Annotated in this window: 21 protein-coding genes and 1 pseudogene; 21 read left to right on the forward strand and 1 reads right to left on the reverse strand. The window is 28.3% G+C overall.

What is annotated here, in order from left to right; translation table 11 throughout:
• The 6 genes from B2W91_RS09105 to B2W91_RS09130 all read left to right on the forward strand — a co-directional run.
• Nucleotides 1-1,737, forward strand: a 1,737-nt coding sequence (locus B2W91_RS09105; RefSeq protein ID WP_291580198.1) for a condensation domain-containing protein, incomplete at its 5' end; no start/stop codon positions are given.
• Nucleotides 1,738-1,837: 100 nt separating this feature from the next.
• Entirely contained in the window at nucleotides 1,838-4,294 is a 2,457-nt protein-coding gene (locus B2W91_RS09110; RefSeq protein WP_291580200.1) for an amino acid adenylation domain-containing protein, read from the forward strand.
• 259 nt (nucleotides 4,295-4,553) lie between these two features.
• Nucleotides 4,554-4,961, forward strand: a complete 408-nt coding sequence (locus B2W91_RS09115) for a hypothetical protein (protein WP_291580201.1) — start codon at nucleotides 4,554-4,556, stop codon at nucleotides 4,959-4,961.
• Entirely contained in the window at nucleotides 4,901-5,239 is a 339-nt protein-coding gene (locus B2W91_RS09120; RefSeq protein WP_291580202.1) for a hypothetical protein, read from the forward strand. The genes B2W91_RS09115 and B2W91_RS09120 overlap by 61 nt, the downstream gene beginning before the upstream one ends.
• Nucleotides 5,240-6,032: 793 nt before the next feature.
• On the forward strand, nucleotides 6,033-6,164 hold the full coding sequence (locus tag B2W91_RS09125) for a hypothetical protein (RefSeq protein WP_291580203.1): 132 nt from the start codon (nucleotides 6,033-6,035) through the stop codon (nucleotides 6,162-6,164).
• A gap of 104 nt (nucleotides 6,165-6,268) precedes the next feature.
• Nucleotides 6,269-6,889, forward strand: a complete 621-nt coding sequence (locus B2W91_RS09130; protein ID WP_291580204.1) for a class I SAM-dependent methyltransferase — start codon at nucleotides 6,269-6,271, stop codon at nucleotides 6,887-6,889.
• A 195-nt stretch (nucleotides 6,890-7,084) separates the two neighbouring features.
• Here the strand turns inward: B2W91_RS09130 and B2W91_RS09135 are convergent.
• Nucleotides 7,085-8,265: pseudogene (locus B2W91_RS09135) on the reverse strand (IS256 family transposase).
• Nucleotides 8,266-9,826: 1,561 nt separating this feature from the next.
• Between B2W91_RS09135 and B2W91_RS09140 the strand changes: the two are divergent.
• The 15 genes from B2W91_RS09140 (at nucleotide 9,827) to B2W91_RS09210 (ending at nucleotide 24,596) form a co-directional block, all read left to right on the forward strand.
• On the forward strand, nucleotides 9,827-10,636 hold the full coding sequence (locus tag B2W91_RS09140; RefSeq protein WP_291580205.1) for a Type 1 glutamine amidotransferase-like domain-containing protein: 810 nt from the start codon (nucleotides 9,827-9,829) through the stop codon (nucleotides 10,634-10,636).
• Nucleotides 10,637-11,066: 430 nt separating this feature from the next.
• Nucleotides 11,067-11,957 (forward strand): GNAT family N-acetyltransferase, encoded by an 891-nt coding sequence (locus tag B2W91_RS09145; protein ID WP_291580206.1) that lies wholly within the window; start codon nucleotides 11,067-11,069, stop codon nucleotides 11,955-11,957.
• A gap of 77 nt (nucleotides 11,958-12,034) precedes the next feature.
• Nucleotides 12,035-12,577: a GNAT family N-acetyltransferase gene (locus B2W91_RS09150; RefSeq protein ID WP_414633114.1), complete on the forward strand. Its 543-nt coding sequence runs from the start codon at nucleotides 12,035-12,037 to the stop codon at nucleotides 12,575-12,577.
• Nucleotides 12,578-12,753: 176 nt separating this feature from the next.
• Complete coding sequence (locus B2W91_RS09155; protein ID WP_291580209.1) at nucleotides 12,754-12,957, forward strand: hypothetical protein; 204 nt, start codon at nucleotides 12,754-12,756, stop codon at nucleotides 12,955-12,957.
• 136 nt (nucleotides 12,958-13,093) lie between these two features.
• On the forward strand, nucleotides 13,094-13,858 hold the full coding sequence (locus B2W91_RS09160; RefSeq protein WP_291580211.1) for a GNAT family N-acetyltransferase: 765 nt from the start codon (nucleotides 13,094-13,096) through the stop codon (nucleotides 13,856-13,858).
• Nucleotides 13,859-14,005: 147 nt separating this feature from the next.
• A complete protein-coding gene (locus B2W91_RS09165; RefSeq protein ID WP_291580212.1) occupies nucleotides 14,006-14,923 on the forward strand; it encodes a radical SAM protein in 918 nt (305 codons plus the stop codon).
• A gap of 286 nt (nucleotides 14,924-15,209) precedes the next feature.
• Nucleotides 15,210-15,983, forward strand: coding sequence for a GNAT family N-acetyltransferase (locus tag B2W91_RS09170; RefSeq protein ID WP_291580213.1), 774 nt, complete (start codon nucleotides 15,210-15,212; stop codon nucleotides 15,981-15,983).
• 272 nt (nucleotides 15,984-16,255) lie between these two features.
• On the forward strand, nucleotides 16,256-17,029 hold the full coding sequence (locus tag B2W91_RS09175) for an HAD family hydrolase (protein ID WP_291580214.1): 774 nt from the start codon (nucleotides 16,256-16,258) through the stop codon (nucleotides 17,027-17,029).
• Between the two features lie 450 nt (nucleotides 17,030-17,479).
• Nucleotides 17,480-18,118, forward strand: coding sequence for a hypothetical protein (locus B2W91_RS09180; protein ID WP_291580216.1), 639 nt, complete (start codon nucleotides 17,480-17,482; stop codon nucleotides 18,116-18,118).
• A gap of 61 nt (nucleotides 18,119-18,179) precedes the next feature.
• On the forward strand, nucleotides 18,180-18,392 hold the full coding sequence (locus tag B2W91_RS09185) for a condensation domain-containing protein (RefSeq protein WP_291580217.1): 213 nt from the start codon (nucleotides 18,180-18,182) through the stop codon (nucleotides 18,390-18,392).
• Nucleotides 18,393-18,598: 206 nt separating this feature from the next.
• Nucleotides 18,599-19,759, forward strand: coding sequence for an alpha/beta hydrolase family protein (locus B2W91_RS09190; RefSeq protein WP_291580218.1), 1,161 nt, complete (start codon nucleotides 18,599-18,601; stop codon nucleotides 19,757-19,759).
• A 175-nt stretch (nucleotides 19,760-19,934) separates the two neighbouring features.
• Complete coding sequence (locus B2W91_RS09195; RefSeq protein ID WP_291580219.1) at nucleotides 19,935-20,801, forward strand: S66 peptidase family protein; 867 nt, start codon at nucleotides 19,935-19,937, stop codon at nucleotides 20,799-20,801.
• Nucleotides 20,802-20,962: 161 nt separating this feature from the next.
• Nucleotides 20,963-21,790, forward strand: a complete 828-nt coding sequence (gene nudC, locus B2W91_RS09200) for an NAD(+) diphosphatase (protein WP_291580221.1) — start codon at nucleotides 20,963-20,965, stop codon at nucleotides 21,788-21,790.
• A 536-nt stretch (nucleotides 21,791-22,326) separates the two neighbouring features.
• A complete protein-coding gene (locus B2W91_RS09205) occupies nucleotides 22,327-23,322 on the forward strand; it encodes a sulfide/dihydroorotate dehydrogenase-like FAD/NAD-binding protein (protein ID WP_291580222.1) in 996 nt (331 codons plus the stop codon).
• Nucleotides 23,319-24,596, forward strand: coding sequence for an FAD-dependent oxidoreductase (locus B2W91_RS09210; RefSeq protein WP_291580223.1), 1,278 nt, complete (start codon nucleotides 23,319-23,321; stop codon nucleotides 24,594-24,596). Before B2W91_RS09205 ends, B2W91_RS09210 begins: the two co-directional genes overlap by 4 nt.
• Nucleotides 24,597-24,780 lie beyond the last annotated feature (184 nt).

Here is a 24,780-nt window from a genome sequence, read left to right on the forward strand (position 1 = left end):
TACTTGAAAGAAAGCTTACCAGAATATATGGTTCCATCTTACTTTGTAAAACTAGATAAAATGCCGACAACATCGAATGGAAAGCTTGATAGAAGATCACTTCCAGAACCAAATTTAGATGTAACCTTAACTGAATATGAAGCGCCAAGAAATAAAGTTGAAGAGACTTTAGCAAAAATATGGAGTGAAATATTAGGTATAGAACGAATAGGAATAAATGATAGCTTTTTTGAAATTGGTGGACATTCCTTAAAAGCGGTACAAGTTGTTAGTTTGATACAAAAAGAGTTTGGAATTAAGATATCTTTGAAGGATATATATAATTCATCCAATATTTCATCCTTGTCCAAAGCAATAAGGATTAGCAAAAATTATGTTGCTATATATAATGAGATAGTACCTTTACCTAAACAAGAAAGTTATGATCTTTCTTATGCTCAAAAGAGGTTATGGATTCTTAATCAGTTGCAACCTAATAGTCCAGCGTATAATATGTCAGAATGCTTTACATTATTTGAAGAAGTGAATGCTAATGTTATACAAAATATATTTAATATTCTTATACAAAGGCATGACGCATTTAGGACACGATTTAAAGATAAGGATGGAGTAGTAGTTCAGATCATTGATGAAAATGCTAACTTTAATATTGATAAGGAAGACTTATCAATATTAGGCCAAGAAGAAAAAAATAAGGAAAGAAAAAGAATATATGACGAAATTGCTACTAAAATATTTAATCTGGAAGAAGGGCCACTTATTCATATAAAATTAGTTAAATTAGCATATAGTGAATATGATTTGATTTATTGTATGCATCATATTATTTCTGATGGCTGGTCTTTAGAAGTATTGAAGAAGGAATTTCTCTTATTGTATGAAGCACATAAACAAGGAAGAGAGTATGAATTAGAACCTTTAAAAATACAATATAAAGACTTTGCATCATGGCAAAATAAATTAATTGAAAATAAAGAAATGGCACAACCTGCTAAGGCATTTTGGCAAAAACAGCTAAGAGGAGAAGTTCCAATTTTAAAATTACCAGTAGATTATATAGCTAGTAGCCTTAATAATAGAGAAAGTAGAGGATATAGAATTGTTCTAGCTAAAGATAAAAAAGATAAATTAAAAGAATTAGCTCAAGAAAATGGTGTAAGTTTTTTTGTAGTGATGATAACAACCTTTAAATTCTTTTTATCTGATTTAACAAAGCAAAGAGATATATTAATTGGAACTGCAACATTTGGGAGAGAACATGCAGACTTACAAAATGTGATTGGGTATTTTATAAATACCACAATTCTTAGAAATGAAATTAATGCGGAAGAAAGCTTTACTGATTTATTACAAAGAATAAATAAAAACACATTATTTGCATTAGAATATCAAAGCTATCCATTAGAGTTAATTGTAGATGAATTAAAAATTAAGTATCCAAAGATATCTGCGTTTTTTAATATGTTGAATATGGGAGAAAGCACCAGAGAATATATTAATGACTTTAACTGTTATCATATTGATAAGGTACAAGATATTAAGTTTGAGTTAGTATGGTATGTTACTGAATATGCTAATGGAATAGAAATTATGTGTGATTATCTTTTAGGATTATTTGAACCTTTAACAATTGAGTATATGATGAAAAGATATATGTTGCTTTTGGATAAGGTGTTAACAGATCATAATAAGTTACTTAAAGAATATGTTGTAGATAAGAAAAAAAGAAAACTTTAAAATAGTATTTAATTATCCCATAAAATATAAATATTAATTTTATGGGATAATTACTATTTATTACATTTTAAATTCAGAAGTATGGAAGGGATGTAAATATATGATAATTCAAAAATTTGAGCAGGAAGTGGAGAAAAATCCTAATCGTATAGCTATCAAAACTTTGGAAAATGGAATTACTTATAAAGTGCTAAACAATTATGCAAATGTATTGGCTAAGGAAATAATTGGTAATTATAATACGATTAATCCTAGGGAAAAGAAAAAGATTGCTGCCCTTTTGTTTGAGCATGACAAAGACATGATTATTGGCACCATAGGTGCATTAAAAGCACAGACTATATATGTGCCATTAGATCCAAGTTATCCAACAAGACGGTTAATTTATATGCTTGAAAATTCTGAAGCAGATTTTATTGTAACAAATGATAAAAATTTAGAACTGGCTATATGCCTAATCGAGGAATCAGAGGTAGATATACGAATTATTAATGTGGATCAAATTGATATAGAATGTTCTACAGAAAATATTAATCGAAAAGTTTCTATTGATGATATTGCATATATTTTATATACATCAGGTTCAACTGGAAATCCAAAAGGGATTTTTCAAACTCATAGAAATGTATTGCATTTTATACAATGTTATAAAAATACATTATCCATAACTAATGAAGATAGGATGACCTTGTTTTCTGCATTTAGTCATGATGCTTCAATTATGGACATATACGGAGCATTATTAAATGGAGCTACACTGTATCCATTAAATATAAAATCCCAAGTAGGAATTGATAAGATTGCGAATTGGTTAGAAGAGGAGAAAATTACAATTTGGCACTCAGTTCCGACGGTATATAGATATTTTATTAATGCACTAACAGGAACTGAAAAATTTAGTACGTTACGCTTCATTGTTTTAGGTGGAGAAAATGTAATATTACATGATGTGGAGATGTTCCAAAGAATATTTGCTAACGCTAAGTTAGTAAATTTATATGGGCAGACGGAGTCTTCTTTTAACTCAGCGCAAATATATTCTGTAGATTCAAAAGTTAAGAAAGTAATGTTAGGAGAAGCAGTACAGGAAACTGAAATTTTAGTGGTAAATGAGAATAGGGAAGAAGTATTTCCATTGGAAGTTGGAGAAATTGTTATTTTAAGTGATTATGTTGCTCTTGGTTATTGGAAAGATGAAGAAAAAAGTAGAGAAGTTTTTCAATATAGTTCAGAGGTAGGTCGAACTTATTGGACTGGAGATTTAGGCAAATTACTAGCGGATGGGAGTATTGAGTTTGTAGGACGTAAGGGTTCACAAGTAAAAATAAGGGGTTATAGAATAGAAGTTGAAGAGATAGAAAATAATTTATTGGAGAATGAATTTGTGAAGGAAACAGTAGTTTTAGGTAGAAAGGATACGGATGGATATGACTATCTGTGTGCATATATAGTTTCTGATAAAAAACTAACTACAAGCTACCTAGGCGAATACCTTTCTGAAAGAGTACCTGATTATATGATACCATCATTCTTTGTGCAATTAGATAAAATACCAGTGACACCAAATGGAAAGGTAGATAGAAAGGCATTATCAGAGCTAGATAGAAGCATAGCAACAGTGTCAGAATATGAAGCGCCAAGAAATGAAATAGAAGAAAAACTATCAACTATATGGAAGGAGGTGTTAAAGGTGGATAGGGTTGGAATAAATGATAATTTCTTTGAGTTAGGAGGGCATTCACTAAAAGCTATAAGCATTGCAGAAAAAACATATAAACAATTGGATATAAAAATACCAATAACACAAATACTTAATAAAGAAACAATAAAAGAAATAACAATGGATATATTAGACAACGAATTTATCGAGTATCTTGAGAAAATTACAAGGTTGAATGATGAGAAAGATAAGAAAGTGTTTGCTTTTCCACCTATTATTGGATATGGTGTTACTTTTAAAGGATTAGCAAATATAATAAATTCTCATTCAGTATATGCATTTAATTTTATAGAGAGTGAAAATCGGATTAAAGAATATGTAGATCTAATAATAGATGTTCAAAAAGAAGGACCATATATTTTAATGGGTTATTCAGCAGGTGGAAAATTAGCATTTGAAGTTGCAAAAGAATTAGAGAATCAAGGGTATGAAGTATCAGATATAATATTAATTGATTCTGGCGTGAAAGAAATGAGTACTATCGGTTCAAATGATAATTCCGAAATTATAGAAAATGTAGAAAGATTTATGTCGCTAGAAGCACCATTAATGTGGGAATATATTAATGAATCAGTTAAAAGAAAGACGTATAATTATTCACTATATTTTAATAAACTTATTAACGAAGGTAAAGTGAATGCTAATATTTATCAAGTCTCATGCTCGAATGAAGATGTAGATGATGAATTAATAAGATTGAAAAAAAAGTGGAAAGATTTAACCACAAAATATTTTGTAATGTATGAGGGTAATGGTAAACATGGAAATATGTTAGAAGGAGATTACTGTGAAAAAAATGCACAAATAATAAAAGAAATATTAATTTCTTTGGAATAGCTAAGCATTTCAGTAGTTTTTTACGAACCATTTCTATAACTCTGAAAATAAATTTAAGGGTACATTTAAATTAAGTCCTATTGTAAAAAATAGAGAATGAATCTCTTGAACTGTTTCTAAAGAGGTAAACCATGTTTTTAAAGAATCTGTAGTTATATTTACCTACAACATCAATAGCAATTATTTCGCTATCAGACAATATATAAATAAAGATATTAAATGAAAAAGAGAATATGAAAAAATTGTAATTGAATCAAGAGTGGAAGATATTACAGAAGAAAAATTGTTCAGGATAAGACAAGCAACTAATACAGAATTTGATATTGCAGTAGGATTCGAATCTGCTAATCCACTTATAAGAAATCTATGCATAAATAAAAGTTTTGAAAATAGTGTATTTGAAGCAAATTGCAATATATGGAAAAAATACAATATTAATATAATTCCATTGATGATGTTAAAGCCACCTTTCTTAACTGAATATGAAGCAATTGAGGATTATATAAAAAGTTTGGAATATTTAGAGCAGTTTAATTTTAAAAGAATTGATATGGAATTACCAACAGTTGAAAATGTACTATTATGCATGACTTATGGACATGCAACATGTACAATCCTGCAAAACTTTGGTCTGTCATTAAGATACTTGAAGAAAGATATAAGATAGGATTAAAAACTTCTATATACATAAGCCCACCAAATTATTCTGTTTCGGCAGAGGCGAAGGCAGAGAATTGCTCAAAATGTGATGACACTATTTACAAGGCGTTTGAAGAGTATAACATGCATGGAGATGTTTCTATATTCAAGATGATTGAGTGTTCATGCAAAAAAGAGTGGAAAGGTTTACTAGAAAATCAAAATAAAGAAGAAAAATTGGATGAACTAGTAAAAAGTATTTTAGAGCAATTGATAAATAGGACCCAAAAAATAATTAGTATATAAAGAGAAATGTTTGTCTGTGAACTCAAGTTCGTAGCAAGATAGATGAGAATCACTATAGTAGCAATTTAAATTATTTACAATAAGATTCAAAATATCATATTATTCATGATAAATCTACCATTAAAATGTATATAAATTATTCCATAAATATTATTTTATTCTAGCATACATTCAATTTAAGTAAAGAAAATTAATCCATGGTTAAGATTGAATGCTAAGGTTAATAATTACAGAACAAATAAAAAGCAGTCTAAGATAATCTTACTAATTAAAATAAAGGGGACATCTTAGACTACGATTAAAAATACTAATAAAGTTTTAGCACAAAACCTTCAAAATTTATAAGATACTCTTTAAATTATTTAATTTCTGACATTTTATGAATAATGTTAAAAAGCTAATTTCAATTGAGTATTGCTAAGAATTAAAAATTAACAGTTTAATCTTAGAAAGTTCGTGTTTAAATTTTGAAAGATTTTTTACTTGTGGTTATTTTTGGAATGGTGATACTTTTATCTTTACGATACCATTTTTAAAGTTTTTTATATTTAAAATAATAAAGTCATATCCAACTTTTAATGTAACTACAATTTATACTTACTTTTAATTGAAATTATTTACATTACAAATTAGTTTCTGATTAGTCTCTGAATTAATTTATAGCTATCATAGAAAAGGTTAATTCAAGTTGTCCAATATTTTAATTAAAATTGTGGTGTATTTTTAGATTAACATATACAATAAGAAAGTAACCTAAAAAGTTTAGACTTAAAATTTAGAAGGAGGATTTTAAATGAAAAAAGAAATTATTAACTTAAATAGTGTAGAAAATATGAAAAACTATAATTTAGATGGCAAAAGAAAAGTATGTATTGACATAAATGAAGAAGCATGGAATGATGAAAATTATTATGCTTGGGTATAGAGATTTGGAAAGCCTAGTGAAGCAATTAAAAAAAGCATTAAGGATCCAATATCAACTCTCTCCATACTTTATAGTAAAATGGGAGATGTAAAGGGGAAAAAATTATGAATTTAATGGGTTCTAATGGGCATAAGACTGTAGCATTAGCTTTATTAGGAGCAGATGTAACTGTAGTTGATTTTTCAGAATCAAATAGACATTATGCTATGGAATTGGCAGAAGCGGGCGGAGTGACAATAAAATACATTGTATCAGATGTGCTTAAACTGTCTAAAGAGCAGCTCATAAATGATTATGATATTATATTTGCAGAAATGGGTATATTGCACTATTTTATGGATTTAAAACCTTTTATACATATAATTTATAAACTTCTGGATGAGAAAGGATTATTTATAATTAAGGATTTTCATCCAATTTCGACTAAATTAATTACATCAAGAGGTTCAACTGCTAAAGTTCGTAAGCATAAGGTTACAGGAGACTATTTTGATACTACATTAGAAGAAAAAAATGTATCTTACTCAAAATATTTAGTGGGTTATGAAGAGTCTAAAAAAGTACTACTCCGCAAATGGAATCTTGGAGAAATAATTACTGCTGTTGCTAAAGAAAAGCTAGTTATTAAGAGCTTAGATGAAGAACCAAACTTGTCTTCTGATGTTTATGATAAAGGTATTCCCAAGACATTTACATTGGTAGCAGAAAAAAATGTTAATATATAAAAGGATAGATTTAAGAGTTAGTATAATCAGAGTGTGTGAAATTATTTCTGTAAATAGCTTTCTATGATAATTATTTTGAAGGCATGGAGGTCATGATATGACTACCATGCCTTAATTTTAATATAATAGTAAATAAATTACATGCCAAGCACACCCTCTTAATACGGGCGTACTTTTTCATATTAGCCGTAAACTTTAAGGAAGTCTTCCTTCATACATTATGGATAGTTCTCCATAAACTTTACCCCAATCTCTAAGTGGTAAATTCCACTTTTGTGGTTTCAAAAGTTGCTAAGTACAACGCTTTAAGCAAAGAAGTATCACTTGAAATACATTTCGCTGACGATTTAACCTACGATAAGTACTATTAAGGCTTTCTAATAGCATTAGTTGTATATATAACATTACGTACATCAGCAGAAAACCTAAATATAGGGCTTATAACATCCCAATTAGCTGACCAGCTTTTCATTGCATTAGGATAGTGTTCTTGCTCTTCAGCTGGTGCATGATATATAGTTTTTAGATCTGTAGCAAATTCTTTTTTATCTTTATTAGCAACATACTTTAGAGTATTACGGACTTGATGCACTACAAAGCGTCGATATTCAGTGTTAGGAAAAGCTACATTAATAGACTCCTTAATTCCAGAAAGTCCATCAGCACAAAGAATTAGGATATCTTTTACACTTCTGTTTTTCAACTCATTTAGTACACTAAGTCAGTATTTGCTCCTTTCATTTTGTCCTATTTGAATACTAATAACTTATTTTTTACATTCTTTATTTATTCCAACAATAACATAAGCAGCCAGTTTTTTAATAACATGATTATCCCTTATAGAAAAGTGTACAGCATCAATATAAACTATTGGATAAACTTGAGAAAGTGGTCGTTGCTTCCAATCTTCAATCTCTGGAAGTGCTTATCGGTAATATCAGAAATCATTCCTTCACTAGCTTCAAAACCGTATATGTATTCTATTTAATCTGAAATTTGACGAGTTATAAGACCTTTGGCGTACATTCCAATTATTTTATCTTCAATATTAGAGATATCTTTTTATCTCTTTTTAACAACATTTGGTTCAAAAGAACAATTACGATCTTGTAGTACATCAATTTCCATTTCACCATATTTGCTACGAATAAACTTTTGTTTCTTCCCATTTCTTGCATTTGAGCTATCTGTACAATCGTATGGTGCATAACCTAGATGATTGTACATTTCAGTTGCAAGTATACTCTCAATAGTACCTCCAAGTAGGTCCTTCAAGGCCTCTGAATATCTTCAGCAGATTGGATGTCATACTCTCTAATTAAATCTTCAATAATATTCTTTTTCCCTTCACTTAATCTTTCTTTTCTTTTATCCATAAAAAACAGCCTACCATGATATTTTAATTTTATCATAGAAAGTTGCTATTATTTGTAATTTACAGAGTTTTTTTCATAGGCTCATTTTTTATAAGTAATGCTATAAAAAGCGCAAAATGGATCTCAACTTTTTGCTTAGATTCATCGCTAAAAAAGCAAGAGAAATAACACTTTCTGAAATTTATTTAAGTTTAGCAGCTATTTTATTTAAATCATAAGCTATTTTGCCCTCGCCAAATTTACCATTAACAATGCTTCTATCACAAATATCAATGTATTCTTAATTTTTATCAACGGTTTCGTCCTTTTTAGGACGACCCAAAGCAGGGCCACTTATTTTTATGTTATTTTCCTTATGATAATCCAAATTACCACTAGTTATGCATATCTTGTTCACAAGAACTCTAAGTAAAATAGGGGTAATATTGACATACTATTTTCTTAAAAAACCTACCTTGGTAGTATCAAAAGATTTTATTTTAAAACCTTTATATTTTAATATCTCATTTTTAATATCTCATTTTTAATATCAACAATTTCAATAGGTACATTTAGTTGTGCGGCAATGAAACTATAGGTACATTCCCCCCAAACTAAACACATTACAATTTCATCAGAGATACTTTCATTAATAACTATAAATCTTGATTGATAGAAGTAGTGCTTTTGAAATTACCTAAATCATGATATACAATTTCAATATTCATCATTTCAGCAATTTCAAATGGATTCCTAGTGTGGTATGCTTTAATTAACCTATTACATTCCTCATAAGCGCATATCTTTCCTTTATGGAGTATTAGATATTTCAGTTTTAGGGTTTGAGTTCTTTTTACCATATTTCTTTCTAACTTTGTTTTTTTTGGAATTAAAATAAAATTATTACATTCGTTAGGAAAAACATCTTTATCTTCTTCAGAATTATTATTGAAGTTTTATGATAAGGTATTTTGTGGTGTTAATATAATATTGTAAGCACAGAAAGCTAAATATAAATAAAAGAAGGATATGTTTAAAAAGGATAAGAGGATAAAAATAATGTGCAGAAAAATTCCCAAATATAATAGTAGGGTTTTATAATGTAAGAAAGAGTCTAACAGAATGAAGTAGCGAATATGCTCTATCAAAATCAACAATATTAGCTTAGATAAAGAAAGATAAACTAATTAACTGTAGGCAAAAATATACCTGCAACATGCAATGTTACGGGTAAGGTGACAATTAATATTCTCTATGAACTATATAAAATAGCATTATTTAAAGATAAATATTCTACAAACTAAATATAGGGAATATTTTGTCTAATCATCTCTATACCATAGATGCTTAAAAAAATTATAGTTTCTATAAAAAACATTATAGAATTAAACTTAAATTATAAAAAACAAATGAAATATAATTAAATAAATACTATTTTTAGAAAAATATCAGTAGATAATTATAAAATAAGTAGAATTGATGCATAAAGTTACAAAATAATCCATCAAAAAGGTATATAATAATAAACATGAAGTTTAAAGTATATGTATTAAATTATATTTTCATTGAGGAATGAATAGAAATGAATATTAAAAAGATACAAGATGTGTTTATTGATAGAGGTGGAATTGAGGTAGGAGAATTTTATATGAAGAAATTTGTAATGGTTAGTGGGGTTGATCCAAACACAAATTTAGATTTTATTGATGAGGAAATAATCAGGATCACAAGTAAATCCAATCCTAAAATACTTTTTATACCGACGGCTAGTGGTGATGATATAAATTATTGCAATAGATATAAAAGTATATATGAAGAAAAATTTAAATGCAGTTTGGATGTTCTTTATTTATTTACACAATCTCCTAAAGAACAGGAAATAAGAAATAAGATTTTTACATCTGATATTGTTTATATTGGAGGTGGGTCTACTGTACGATTAATGGAATGTTTTAATAAATTTAATATGAAAGATATTTTAACAGAGGCAATTGGGAAAGGAGTTGTTTTAGCTGGTATAAGTGCTGGTTCTATATGCTTAGGTAAGTATTATTTTTATGAAGAAGAGTCTAAAAATTTTGAAGCAGATGGATTTGAAGGCTTTGTAAAAGTTGATTGTTTAGGTTTTTTAAAATTACTTATATTTCCTCATAATAATCTTGAAGACTATAGTGAGATGATTAATGCTATGGTAAGGAAACATAAGATATTAGGAATAGCATTAGATAATAACTGCGCCCTTGAAATTGTAGATGATACCTATAGGATAATTACAAGTAAAGAAGGGGCAAAAGCATATGCTTTTTATCTAAAAGAAGGTGAGTTAGTTAAGAAAATTATTGAAAAAAAGCATGAGTTCAATGATATAAAACAATTAATGAATCTTAACTAAAATATTAATGCAATTTGTAGTATTACTTATGAGGATATATCTGAAGATTTAAAGAAAAAATATTATATAAGCTAAAATAAAGATATTAATGTTAAAAAGTTGAGATAAAAGTATTTTGTTGATAAAAAAACTATAGGGATTGATTTTGAGGAAATACATAAGGTAGGTTATGCAATACAATCGAATAACTTTTACATTTAAAAAATAAATAATTTATATTACGTTAAATTGTTGGAATTTTTCGAAAGATATTAGAAAACTCATTGTAATTTATTTAATAAGTTATAGAATAAGGTATTAATGTAAAAATATGTTTAACCATTTATAAAGAAAAATTGCTTCAAGCCTTATGGAGCGAAATTACTGAAAAAGATATTCCTCACATTGAAAAATATTGCTGAAGAATTATTCAAATGGAGGGTTTAACAAAATGTTAATATCAAAAAAAATAGAAGAAGAACCTATACAGAATAAATATGAACGTATAATAGAACGTTATAGTTCAAGTATGAAAAGTGACATAATTTCATTCCATTACCAGAATCCAAGAGTTATTGATGGGTTAATTGAATGGCTTGAAGAAAGTCCTGAAAGTGCATTAATTCTAAGAGAAGACAATATAATAAAGGCAATTGCTATATACGAACAAGGGGATTGTGCAGAAAGAGATATGTGGATATTTGTCGGAGAACAATATAGAAATCATGGTATAGGTTCAGAACTATTGTTTGCAGTTCTTGAAGAAATGAAATTTGCAGGAACACAAACAGTACTATGCGATTTTGTGAGGAATGATATAATACACAATTTTTTATCCCAAAATGGGTTTAAACATTATTATGATTCTGTTTATATGGCTAGTGAAACAATTTTAAGTAAAGAAGAATTTACTGGTGTTCGTCATTATGAGGATAAGGACTATATTGAAACCTTTGAACTTGCTTCAAGAGCGTTTCATAATATGGGGTTATCAGTTGGTCTAAATTCAAAGCGTGATGAACCAACTGATAAATCACGAAAGCAGTATTTAGATAATAGCAGTGATTTATTCATATTAGAGAGTGATGGTAAAATTGTTGCTAGCTTGCTTTTAAATGAGAATTCCATTGAGCGTGTTGCAGTTAAGGTAGATTGTCAGAGGCGTGGCTATGGTCGGAAAATGATTAAATTTGCATTAAGTGAACTATATAGGCGAGGATATTCTAAATGCTTTCTTTGGTGCTTAGTAGGCAATCCTGCTGAGTATCTATATAAAATAGAAGGTTTTGTAGTAGAAGATTATTATGAGATTATGAATATGTCACTAAGTAATTGTAATTAGTATATATGCGATAGAGTTTATAAAATAATAATGATATATTGACTACATTAAAAAAGAGGGGTGAATATAAAGTGGTAATGATGGAAACAGAAAGACTTATTATTAGAAGGTTTAACATAGATGATTGGAAAGAGTTATATGAATACCTTTCTCAAGAATCAGTAGTCAAATATGAACCTTATAACAGTTATAATGAAGATGAATGTAAAGAAGAGGCAGAGCATCGTTCACAATCAGAAGCTTTTTGGGCTGTTTGCTTGAAAGAAAATAACAAATTGATAGGAAATATTTATTTTCAACAACAAGAACCTAAGGAATTTCTTACATGGGAAATTGGTTATGTTTTTAATCCTAAATATTATGGTAAGGGTTATGCTACAGAAAGTTGTAAGGCTATTTTTAAATATGGGTTTGAAGAAATGGGTGCCCACCGCATTATAGCTAAGTGTAATCCAGAAAACAGTGCTTCATGGAAGTTATTAGAGCGATTAGAAATGAGAAAAGAAGGCCATTATAAAAAGCCAGCATTTTTCAAAAAAAATATAGATGGAAATCCATTATGGCATGATGCGTATATATATGCTATGTTATCAGAGGAATGGAGTACATCAAACAAATGATTAAAAGTTATAGTCCGTGTGTTTTAAGATAAGATTCTTGTTTAGAAATTAAAATAATGTATCTTTGTGTAAAATAATATTACAGGCTATACTTTAGCTATGAGTATAAAAAGCTTATCATTATTATCTTTGATGAAGCAACTTCCTCATTAGATAGTGAGAGCGAGAATGGGATTGTGAGGGTTATTCAAGAAGTGTCGAAACATAAAACTATTATTTCAATTTCACATAGGTTTTCAACAATTGCTGGATTAGAGAACATGATAGTATTGCAAGATGGTCATATTGTTACACAAGGGGGTATGGAAGAGTTAATGAGGCAAAGTGATTTATTAGTTTCTATATTCCACAATCAAGAAGAAATTGGGCAGTTTAACTAGATAGCAGTATTTTAAGGTTTATTTCAAATACTGCAATCAATGCTATAATGCATCACAGAGAAATCTATAATTTAATATAAATTTATAAACAAATGCAAAAAACAAAGACTTAAAAAGTTAATTATAGGGGGGAACTATGGAATTTAATAAATCTAAAATATTGGGAATAGTAAGAAAACAATTGGCAATAGATATGAATTGCAACTCAGAGGATTTTGGTAAAGATGGCATAGTATTTTGTGAAACAAAATCAAATGAAGGAAGAAGAATGTTTGATAGACAATCTCCATTTCTTGAAATTGCAACTATGGGTAAAGGTATAGTTGTTTCAGCAGATAATGATATTTTAGCAAAAGTAAAACCATTATTAGAAAATAGAACAAGAGAAGATATATTTGCAATACCATTTATATTCGGACATTCTCTTTATTATATTCCTGATTGCAATAGAATAAAAAAATTACCTTTGCCAGATGGCTTTGATCTTTATATAAAAAAAGGAGAAGAGATACATCAATTATATAAAATTTCAGGTTTTGAAAATGCAATTCAATATGACATAAATCATCCTCGTCCAGATGTAATTGCAATATATGCAATGTACGGTAATAAGATTGCAGCAATGGCAGGAGCATCCGCTGATAGTAATTTAATGTGGCAAATAGGGATTGATGTATTACCTAAGTTCAGAAATAATGGACTTGCTACAAGGTTAGTAAGTAATCTTGCAATAATGATTATGGAACGAGGGATTGTGCCTTATTATGGAACTGCTTCATCAAATATAGCATCACAATCTGTTGCATATAGAAGTGGATTTATTCCAGCGTGGATGTGTTCATATAAAAATACCTTTGATGGAACGGCACCTTATGAGAAGGACATAAAAATCATTTTTTAATACTGTTATAGCTATTATTTTTTAGTGCTAAATATGCTCTTAACGTTATTATAAAAGATAAAAAATATTAGAGAATTAAAGAATAAAAATAAGTTAGTGTAAGAGCCAAAAGGCTATTATTAACATATAGGATGAGAGGGTGTTATTATGAGTAAAAATGTACCTAATTATATAAAGTTATATAAAGGTGGTGAACTTAAAAATAGAGTTGAGTTACTTAAAAAGAAACTAAGGAATTGTACGTTGTGCAATCATAGGTGCAATGTAAATAGGATCGCAAATAAAAGAGGATTCTGTGGGGCAGGCGAAAATATGATAATAACATGCTATGGACCTCATTTTGGTGAAGAAAAAGGGTTAGTAGGTACCGGCGGATCTGGTACTATTTTCTTTAGCTATTGTACAATGAGGTGTGTATTTTGTCAAAATTATGATTTAAGCCAGTATCCTCAAGGTAATGAAGAGAGTCCACAGAGACTTAGTGATATTATGATAGAATTGCAAGAAAAGGGATGTCATAATATAAATCTTGTATCTCCAACACATTTTGTTCCGCAAATTATTGAAGGAATATATTTAGCAATTGGGAAGGGACTTTCTATACCAATAGTTTATAACACAGGAAGTTATGACGATTACGAAACAATAAAACTATTAGATGGAGTTATAGATATATATGTGCCTGATATCAAATTTTTTGATAATGATAAAGGATTAAAATATACCAAATGTGAGGGATATTTCAATAACGCTAAAAAAGTAATAAAAGAGATGTATAGACAAGTTGGAGATTTAGAAGTTAATAGAGAAGGTATCGCTGTTAAAGGAATACTTTTAAGACATTTAATTATGCCAAATAATATAGAAGATTCAAAAGAGGTATTGAAGTTTATAGTAAATGAATTATCTCATAACACTGTTGTTGATATAATGGGATTATACAAACCGATGTATAAAGCTAATGAATATCATGAAATTTCAAAGGAATTGAACTCGTCAGAATTCGAAGATGTAGTTCAATATGCTAAGGATATAGGATTGACTAAGCTTATTCTTTCTAAGTAACTTTAGTTCTGCAAAATAAAAAGCTAAATTGGTAACATTGGCAAGAAATGATATGATATACTGATGGCTTCCGTGATATATAAGAGTTACTACACAATTAAACACACGTGAGGTTATCAGTATGCAAATGAAAATATTAATTATATTGTGTACATTAATAATGAAATTTACAATTACTTAGATGATGTAAGTTTTGGTATGAGTAGACATTAAATATATTAATAAATTATAGTAAAAATTGCGCACTTAGATATTATAATGCATTGCAGAGAAAGAAGGAATTTTAATGATTTATAAAGTTGATGGCAATTTAAGAGAGAAATTATATCCTATTTTTAAAAACATGAAAGATACTATGATTCTTTCATATCTTCAAGGACATATGGGGGCTGCTTGGGTTGATGATATTGAAAATCCTACAGTTGCACAAATATTAGTTGGAGTTTTTGTATTCTATGCTGGAGATCCAAATGCAAAAGCTGCTGAAGAATTACTATTGAATATTCCAGAAAATATTTTAGCTATTGTAAATACAGATGAATGGAAAAATCGCATAGAAATTGTTCATAAAGGACGTATAGAAAAATTTCAGAGATATGCATTTAAGAAGAATTACGAGTATCTGAAACGTGATATGATGGAGAGTTTTTTATCGAAATTACCAGAAGATTATGAACTAAAAAGAATAGATAAATCTATAGCTCTTGAAAACTCTTTTCAAAATCTTTCAGAAGATTTCACAAGTCAGTATGAATCCATAGAGGATTATATCAATAAAGGTGTAGGGTATTGTATTTTACATAATGGACAAGTTGTCTGTGGAGCATCATCATATAGTGTTTACAATGATGGAATTGAGATTGAGGTTGATACTCATCCAGATTATAGAAGAAAGGGATTAGCTACTATAGCGTCTGCAGCATTAATCTTAGATTGCATTGATAAAGGAAAGTATCCTAATTGGGATGCAGCTAATCTTGATTCTGTTAGTTTAGCAGAAAAGTTAGGTTATATTTTAGAAAAATCATATGATACATACTATATAAGTTATGAAAGATAGATTGAGAATTAAAAAAGAGCATGGAGTGGCTAAGAGATATTAAAGGTGAAAGAGAAAAATTTAATGTCAGCAAGAGTTATAGAAGTTCATAAAGAACGGTATAAGATTATAAGAAATTTTGAAGGAATTTTTACACACTAAACGGAATGGAATAGGGAACTATCATGGAATAATCAAAAAATATATAAACTTTTTGGCTCATTAGCATTCATTTTAAATAAGAGCATAATTTAGCCAATAAAATAATAAATTGAAGGAAGGTAAAGGCAAATATGACTAGAGTTATTATTTCGGATCTTGATGGGACATTGTTAAGAAGTGACAAAACAATTTCAGATTATTCTATTAATGTTTTAAAAAAGTGCAAAAATGAAGGCAATCAGCTTATATTTGCTACTGCAAGACCTCCAAGAGATATATATAAGTATATCCCACATGAGTTAAAGAATGATATCATTATTTGCTATAATGGTGCTCTTGTAATTAAAGGTAAGGATACTTTATATAAAATGGAAATGCCTAAAAAAACTATCTTAGAGATTATGGATGCGGCAAAAAAGTATAATCTCGATAATATTTGCATTGAAATAAATGATAAACTTTATTCGAATTTTGATGTCTCAGATTATTTTGGTAAAGCACCCTGTGAAATTTTAGATTTAAGAGAGCTAGATTTCACAGTAGCCTTTAAAGTTATTATTTGTACTAAGGAATCAATAGAACCAGAGTTACTTAAAAACTTACCTAAAGAGTGTAGAGGTGTAATTACAGATAAGGGGACATTGTGCCAGATAATGCATTCAGAGGTTTCAAAATGGAATAGTATTAAATATGTTATTAATCATCTAAACTGTAAAATGTCGGACGTAATTGCATTTGGAGATGATTATAATGATTTGGAAATGATAAAAAATTGTGGAACAGGTGTTGCAATGAAAAATGCGATTGATGAACTAAAGTCTGTTGCAAAATTTGTAACAAAAAGTAACGATGAAGATGGGGTTGTTGTGTTTTTAGAAAATAATAAATTTATTTATACAAATTAATTTTAAAAATTAAAATAAACTGATTATACACTTTAATCTTTATAAAATGTTTTTAAGAGGATAGAGCTAGTTATTCTCATACTGTTATTAAAAAAACGCAATAAAAATGAGTCGGATCAATACATTTAAAGTCATAGTTAATGATAAGAAAATAAGTTTGAATATTCCCTCTATTATAATGGTAGATAATATTGAAGTTAATGAATATTATTTTATGTTGCCATTATATAAAATAAGAATAGTATTTAAATTCAGAAAAAGATATATGATTTTAATGCAACAGCTAGCTACTATCCTAAGAAAACAGTATATGATCCATTTGAAGAGCAATGTTATCCCATAGATATAATAAAAAATATCTATTCAATTTACTTTATGATATAAATTGAAATTTTATAAAATAAGAGAATATTAAAGAAAATATTAATTTATTGATGTAGGAGGATCTATATGAATAATGTAATAAATGTTTTTGAGCAAGAGTTTAAGAATACAAGATGGGGAGGAACTTTAAATAATGTGGTTGAATCTTTACAAAACAATAGAACTGAAAATATAAAAATAAGTAAATTTGATAAAGCTTTTAGTAAAAATAGAGATATGAAGTTGGTTGAATATGATGATGAACTAGGAAGTTTTAAATTAAATATTAAATACTATTTTGATAAAGAATTTGATACATTTTACTACTCTAGAGAACATGATTTACAAAAATTGCATAAATCCTTAATTGATAAAATAAGAGATAATACAGAGCTGAGCGATGAAGAAATCACACAAAAATATGAAGAACTTATTAATAAAGATGATTTTAAATCTGAAGAGATTGAAATTAGTAAAGCAAAAGAAAATAGACAAATAATAAAATTTGGAGATTATAGATTAACTTTAGGATTATATTTTTTTTGTAAAGAAGATAGAAATAGTATAGAAACAATATTAAAATCATTTTATGGTGAGTCAGAAATCATTGATGGGCATAGCGTTTGGAAAAATTGTGGTATTAGAATGGAGTTGGCACCTAATATTTTAACTTATGTTCCGATAGTAGAAATGTTAAAAGAAAATATTGAAAAAGATAAACAATAATATTATATCTGCTATGATGTAAGCACCGAAGTGTGTTTCAAAGGAGCTGTTTCAAGCTGATATGAGAGCTGGACTTACAAGATTAAGTGAAAATAAAAACATATTGATATTTGATATACACCACATTATTTGTGATGGAGTATCAGTAAATATTTTAATTAAAGGGTTTAGCAAATTATATGAAGGCAAAATCTTAGAGGATATTCGAGTTCAATGTAAAGATTTTGCAATATGGCAGAGTAAGTTATATAAATCTGACTTAATGAAAAAGTAAGAAAGATATTGGTTGGATACTTTTTCTAAAAATATTACTTTACTTGAACCTTTCTTTGATTATGAGAGAGAGCCTACTTTGAATTTTGAAGAGCAGCTAATAATAGTTAAATATAATGTAAAAAATTTTCTTTGAAAAATGGGTATAACCAAAAAAATGGATTCTTTATATAGCGTTTAAGCGAAACGAAAGGAATGATTACAAAAATGAAAGTAGGAAGAGTAATAAGAGTTTTAGAAGATACAGAAAGAAAGGAAACATTAATACAATGTAATGAGAATAGAAAGGTAATTATAAGTTTTTATTATCCTATTGATGAAAATTGGAAAGAAGATAGACAAGCACTTTATATGGAATTATATAGACCTAGAGAAGATGAATTTATTAATAGATTTAAAGAAATAGTACCTTTAGAAAATGATAGAGAAAAGATAAAATTTCTTAAAAAAATAAAGACTAATATATATAATGATGCTCCTATAAGTAAAAAACAAGTTGCATATCCAATAATTATACAATCAACCGGACTTGGAGCTCCAAGAGATTATATGACTTTTAACATTGAAAAATTAGTAAGTGAGGGATATGTGGTATTTACAATAAGCCATACTTATGATAGCATGCTTACAACTTTGCCAAATGGCGAAATGTTTGAACCTCCAAAGAAAGAATTGACTCAAGACGAGAAGAAAGAACTTATCGATATTAGAAAAGATGACATTTTATTTGTATTAAATAAATTAGAGCAATTAAATAATGAAGATGATGTTATAAAAAACAAACTTGATTTGCAACGAATTGGAGTAGTAGGACATTCATTAGGAGGAGCAGCTGCTTTTAAAGCTTCACAATGTGATTCTAGAATTAAGACTATAGTGCTTTTTGACGCTTCTTTACAATTTTTCGATTTAAGCCGAAACATAGAAGAAAAACAAACATTAAACATACCTGTTTTAAATTTGAGAAGAGGTACTTTTGATTATGAAACATCTATGAAGAGAACTATTGACTATTTGAAGGATAAAGCTGATGGTGAAAAATTCAAAAAAGAAGTTATTATTTATGACAAGGTATTAAGAGACTCAAATGATGAACAAAAGAACCTGTTTAATTATATAAATGGTTATAAGTCTTTTATAAAACTTAATACTTCTAATCATATGATTTTTACTGATTATCCGATAATAATTGGACAGAAAATGGAAAGTGAAACTTTATCAGTAGAAAAGGCCCATGAGGTAATAAATGATGTAACAATAAGATTTCTTGATGAGTTTCTATGCGGCAATCAGGAAAAATATAGCTGTTTCATTAAAAATAATGACTGTATAACATTAATTGATGAATATGGTCATCTTAAGTTGTAATAGGTAACGAGGTCTAAAAAGAACAAGGAAGTCAGTATGAAAGTATGTATATGGCTCAAGCACAGTATTATATTTAGATTGTAACTAAATATAAATAATCAATCATAATTATATGAAATAAATATTAATAATCCGAGAAATATTTAGTAAAAATAATTAGGGGGATAATGCAAAAATGATAAAATTATATAAAGGGGATACTGTAGGATTAATTTCATGCTGCGATGGAATAAGTAATCAAAATAAAGAACATATAGAAAAAATCGAAGAAATATTAAATAATATGGGATTAAAAGTTAAATATGCAAAAACAATTTATAAGACAAAAGGACCTTTTGCAGGAACAGGAAAAGAAAGAGCAAATGAGTTAATGAAATTGTTTGAAGATCAAAATATTAAAGCTATTTTTGATGTTTCAGGTGGAGCTTCTGCTAATCAAATATTGGGGTACCTTGATTATGAAATTATTAAAAAGAATAATAAGCCTTATTTTGGAATGAGTGGTTTATCAGTCATATTAAACGCATTGTATAAATGTGCGGATATAAAAACCTATCACTATACAATAGCAAATTTAATTGAAGAATGTTCAAAGGAGCAAATAAGAATGTTTAAAGAAACATTTTTAAATGGAAAAGATGATATTTATAAAATCAATTTAGAATGGATTCAAGGAAGTAAAATGAGTGGTGCAGTTATAGGCGGAAATATGAAAGCACTTTCAAAAATAGTAGGAACAAAATATATGCCAGATTTTCAAGATAAAATATTGCTGCTAGAAAGTTTAGGTGGAGCACCTAATTTAATAGGATCAATATTATTTCAATTAGATCATGTAGGAGCATTTGATAAGATTAAGGGAATCATTTTGGGAGAGTTTACTGAAATGCAAGAAGAAAATCATGTGCCAGATATTATGGAGCTGATTCGAGAGGTTTTAGGGGATAGAAATATTCCAATTGTTAAAACAGATGATATTGGACATAGTCCAAGTTCTAAGTGCGTAGTTATAGGTGAGACTATTTATTTAAAACAGTGCTAAACGTATTTGCTTTATATCATTTATAAATATTACAATCAATGATAGTTTGGAGGAGCAAAAGTTTATAAGTCTTAAATATATTAGTTGTTTTGATTAGGCAATGGTAGCAGGTGAAAAAGAAATCTGTTTTTTAAATTTTAATATTAATGGAGGTAATTTGAATGAATAATATGGATATTAATGAACATAACATGCATTCATATTGTTTTTTATTTTACAAAGGCGAAATTATATTTAAAGAACATAAAGATTATCCTAAGTTTCTATTAATTAGTGAAGTTGAGAAATTCGGAATTGACAGCTCTGAAATGATATATATAGGTACAGTAGATGGTAATGATTACTATGTTGCAAATATATCTACTAAAGATGAGATTCAAGGTTACCTCTCAAAGGATATTGGGGAAATATACGGGGAAGTTGCTGAAAATATATTTTTACTTGTTATCCGTGGCTTAGAGCTAATAAATTGGTTAAATGAAAACAAATATTGTAGTTGTTGCGGTAAAAAAGTGCAGATAGAGCCTAAAAAAACTTATATGGAATGTTTAAATTGCGGATATATTATTTACCCACGTATAACTCCAGCTATAATAGTTGCTGTATTAAAAGATGATAAAATTCTTTTAGCACGTTCTCCTTATTTTACACCTAATATGTACAGCCTTATATCTGGACATGTTGAACCAGGAGAATTTGTCGAGACAACTGTTAAAAGAGAAGTTAAAGAAGAGGTTGGAATTGACATAAAGAACATTAAATATTTTGGTAGTCATCCATGGCCCTTTCCGTATAAACTTATGATTGGGTTCATAGCGGAGTATTCATCTGGAGAAATAAAAATAGATAATGATGAAATAGAAGCAGCTGATTGGTTTTCATTAGATGATTTACCAAATATACCAGAATATAAGTTGAGTTTTGCAAGAACTATAATTGATTACGTACTTGAACATCGAAAAAATCATAATAATAATTTAATTGAATAACACTAGAGTTTTGGCTTTTTATTTTCTATATAGTGTAGTCAACTTAGATTTAAGATTTAATCTTAAAGTTGTAATGACTTTGTCTAAAATAAGAACTCTAAAAGGATGTTTATTTAGAACAACTCCAAAGGCTTTGATGGTGGAGTTTTAACCATGATTCTTCATTATGCATTCTTAATTTTTAATTCATTGTAAAAATCTTATTATGGAATTTAAAATCATACATAAGTTAAATTTTCATTGTGAAACCCTATAATAGAACTCTCACTACTAAAACATCAAGTAGCCAACATAAGTGTAAGTGGCAAATAATTAATCACGTTGATAATTATTTGTCACTTATTTTTTATGAACAAAATTAATTCACCTAATCTACTATAGTATGAATATATAAGCAAAACAGATTGTGGGAGAAATAAAGACATTTAAAAATGCTATTTTAATTTTAAAGTTTTATTATGATTTTTACTTGTAAAATGTAACAAATATGTAATTATTAAATATCTTAATATTAGAGTAATCTAGGAGGTTTTAAGATGAGTTATGAGCCCTATACCTGTATAGATTGCGGAAGTGAATTTTGTCCTTGTCACTTAGCGGAATCAGGTAACTGCATTCTATGTTCACACCTAGATGGCAAAGATTTTTGTGATTGTTGCAATTGGAATGGTGTTTGTATATATCAAGAATTCGTTACTAATAACTTTAAAAGCAAACCAGGAAGAAAATATCAAAACTGCAAAGTTGTAGATAAACATAAAATTGAAGAGAAAATATTAATTTTAAAAATAAAAGCCAGTGATAAACTAGTTAGTGAGCTTGTAAATCCAGGAAGCTTTGTTTTTATTAGAACAACGAATTGCGATGAAAATTTTGATGCTCCTATTTGTGTAATGGACAGCAATACTTCAGAAAATATACTAACTTTAGCTATTGAACTTAAAGGAGTTAAAACTAAAGCATTAGATAAATTAAAAATTGATGAAGACGTATTAATTAAAGGACCTTTTTGGAATGGAATATTAGGATTAAAAGAAATACTTGAAGCGAAAAATAAAACCTGCTTATTAGTAGTGAGGGGAATTGGTCAAGCGCCTTTATTGCCAGTTTTAGAAAGATTGAAATATAACAATAATAAGCTCATTGTATTAATTGATAAAAACCCTTTTGAAGATATTTTTATCAAAGAAAAACTTTTTAAATATGCTGATGAGGTTATAGAATGTACCACTATAATTTTTGGTGGATTATTAAGTGGAACTTGTAAAAATAAGCTAGAATATATCTTAGAAACTAATGATATATCATTAGTACATTGTGATGGTGCAGATATATTGAATTATCAAGTTATGAAAATAATAGAAGGTCATGATAAAAATATTAAATTCTCTTGTTGCAATAACGAAAAGATGTGCTGTGGCGAAGGAGTTTGTGGAGCGTGTACAATTATGAATAATGATGAAAAATTAAGAAGGCTTTGCAAGATGCAGACTGAGCCAAAGTATATTTTAGAAGGGAGGAGGATATTTTGAAAATTGTAGTAATCGGTGGTGGATGGTCTGGTTGCGCCGCAGCTATATCAGCTAAAAAAGCTGGTGCAGATGTTACATTAATTGAAAAAACAGACTTATTATTAGGACTAGGAAATGTAGGCGGAATAATGAGAAATAATGGGAGATATACTGCTGCTGAAGAACTTATAGCATTAGGAGCAGGAGATTTAATTCATATTACTGATAGTAACTCAAGACATAAAAATATAGATTTTCCAGGTCACGAACATGCCTGGCTTTACGATGTTAATAAAATAGAACCAGAAGTTAGAAAGCATTTACTAAACTTAGGAATTGAAATTAAACTTGTAACTAGAGCAGTGGATGTAGAGAGGGAAGAAAATAAATTAAAAGGAATATATATTTCTGATGGAAGTTTTATTGAAGGCGACGCTTTTGTAGAAACTACAGGATCAACTGGCCCTATGGGAAATTGCTTAAGGTATGGTAATGGATGTTCAATGTGTATATTAAGATGTCCTGCCTTTGGACCAAGAATAAGCATTAGTTATAGAGCGGGAATAGAGGACATAAAAGGAGAAAGAGGCGAGGATGTTTATGGAGCTTTTAGTGGATCTTGCAAATTAGCTAAGGAAACTCTTTCTAAAGAAATAGTAGAGGAATTAGATAAAAACGGTGTGGTAGTATTAACTGTTCCTAAAGAGGATATAAATTTAGATAAATTAAGCCAAAAGGTATGCCAGCAATATGCACTTAAAGAATTTGCAGAGAATATTATTTTATTAGATACAGGCCATGCTAAACTTATGACCTCTTATTATCCATTGGAAAAACTTAGAAAAATTAAAGGATTAGAATCAGCGAAATTTTTAGATCCTTATGCTGGAGGAAAAGGAAATTCTATTAGATATCTTTCTGTAGCACCTAGAACAGATGATTTAAAGGTTATGGGATTAGATAATTTATTCTGTGGAGGAGAAAAAAGTGGATTGTTTGTAGGTCATACAGAAGCTATATCTACAGGATCTATTGCAGGACATAATGCAGTTCGAAATTGTTTAGGAATACCATTATTAATCCTACCAAGAAATTTAGCTATTGGAGATATTATAGCGTATGCTAATGAAAAGGTACAAAGTAAAGAAGGCAGGAGAAATAGATATACCTTTGCAGGAGCAGGATACTTTAATAGAATGAAAGAGAAAGGATTATATTCAACGGATAATGAGGAGATCCATAATAGAGTTAAGAAAGTAAACTTAGATAATATATTTAATGAAAAATTAATATAAAATATTGAAGGTTGGAGCAGATGTTCCAATCTTTTTTATTAAATATAAATAGTTATCTTTTAAAATAAAAGTATATAGAATTGAAAAAAATAACCCTTTTAGATAGAGCTTTAATTGGGTAGTTTAAAACATTCATTTCAGAAAGATAACATAAAGGCGATTACAAATTACATCGAACAGTGAT

The sequence above is a fragment of the Clostridium sp. UBA6640 genome, assembly GCF_002455975.1.
Taxonomy (GTDB): Bacteria; Bacillota; Clostridia; order Clostridiales; family Clostridiaceae; genus Clostridium_J.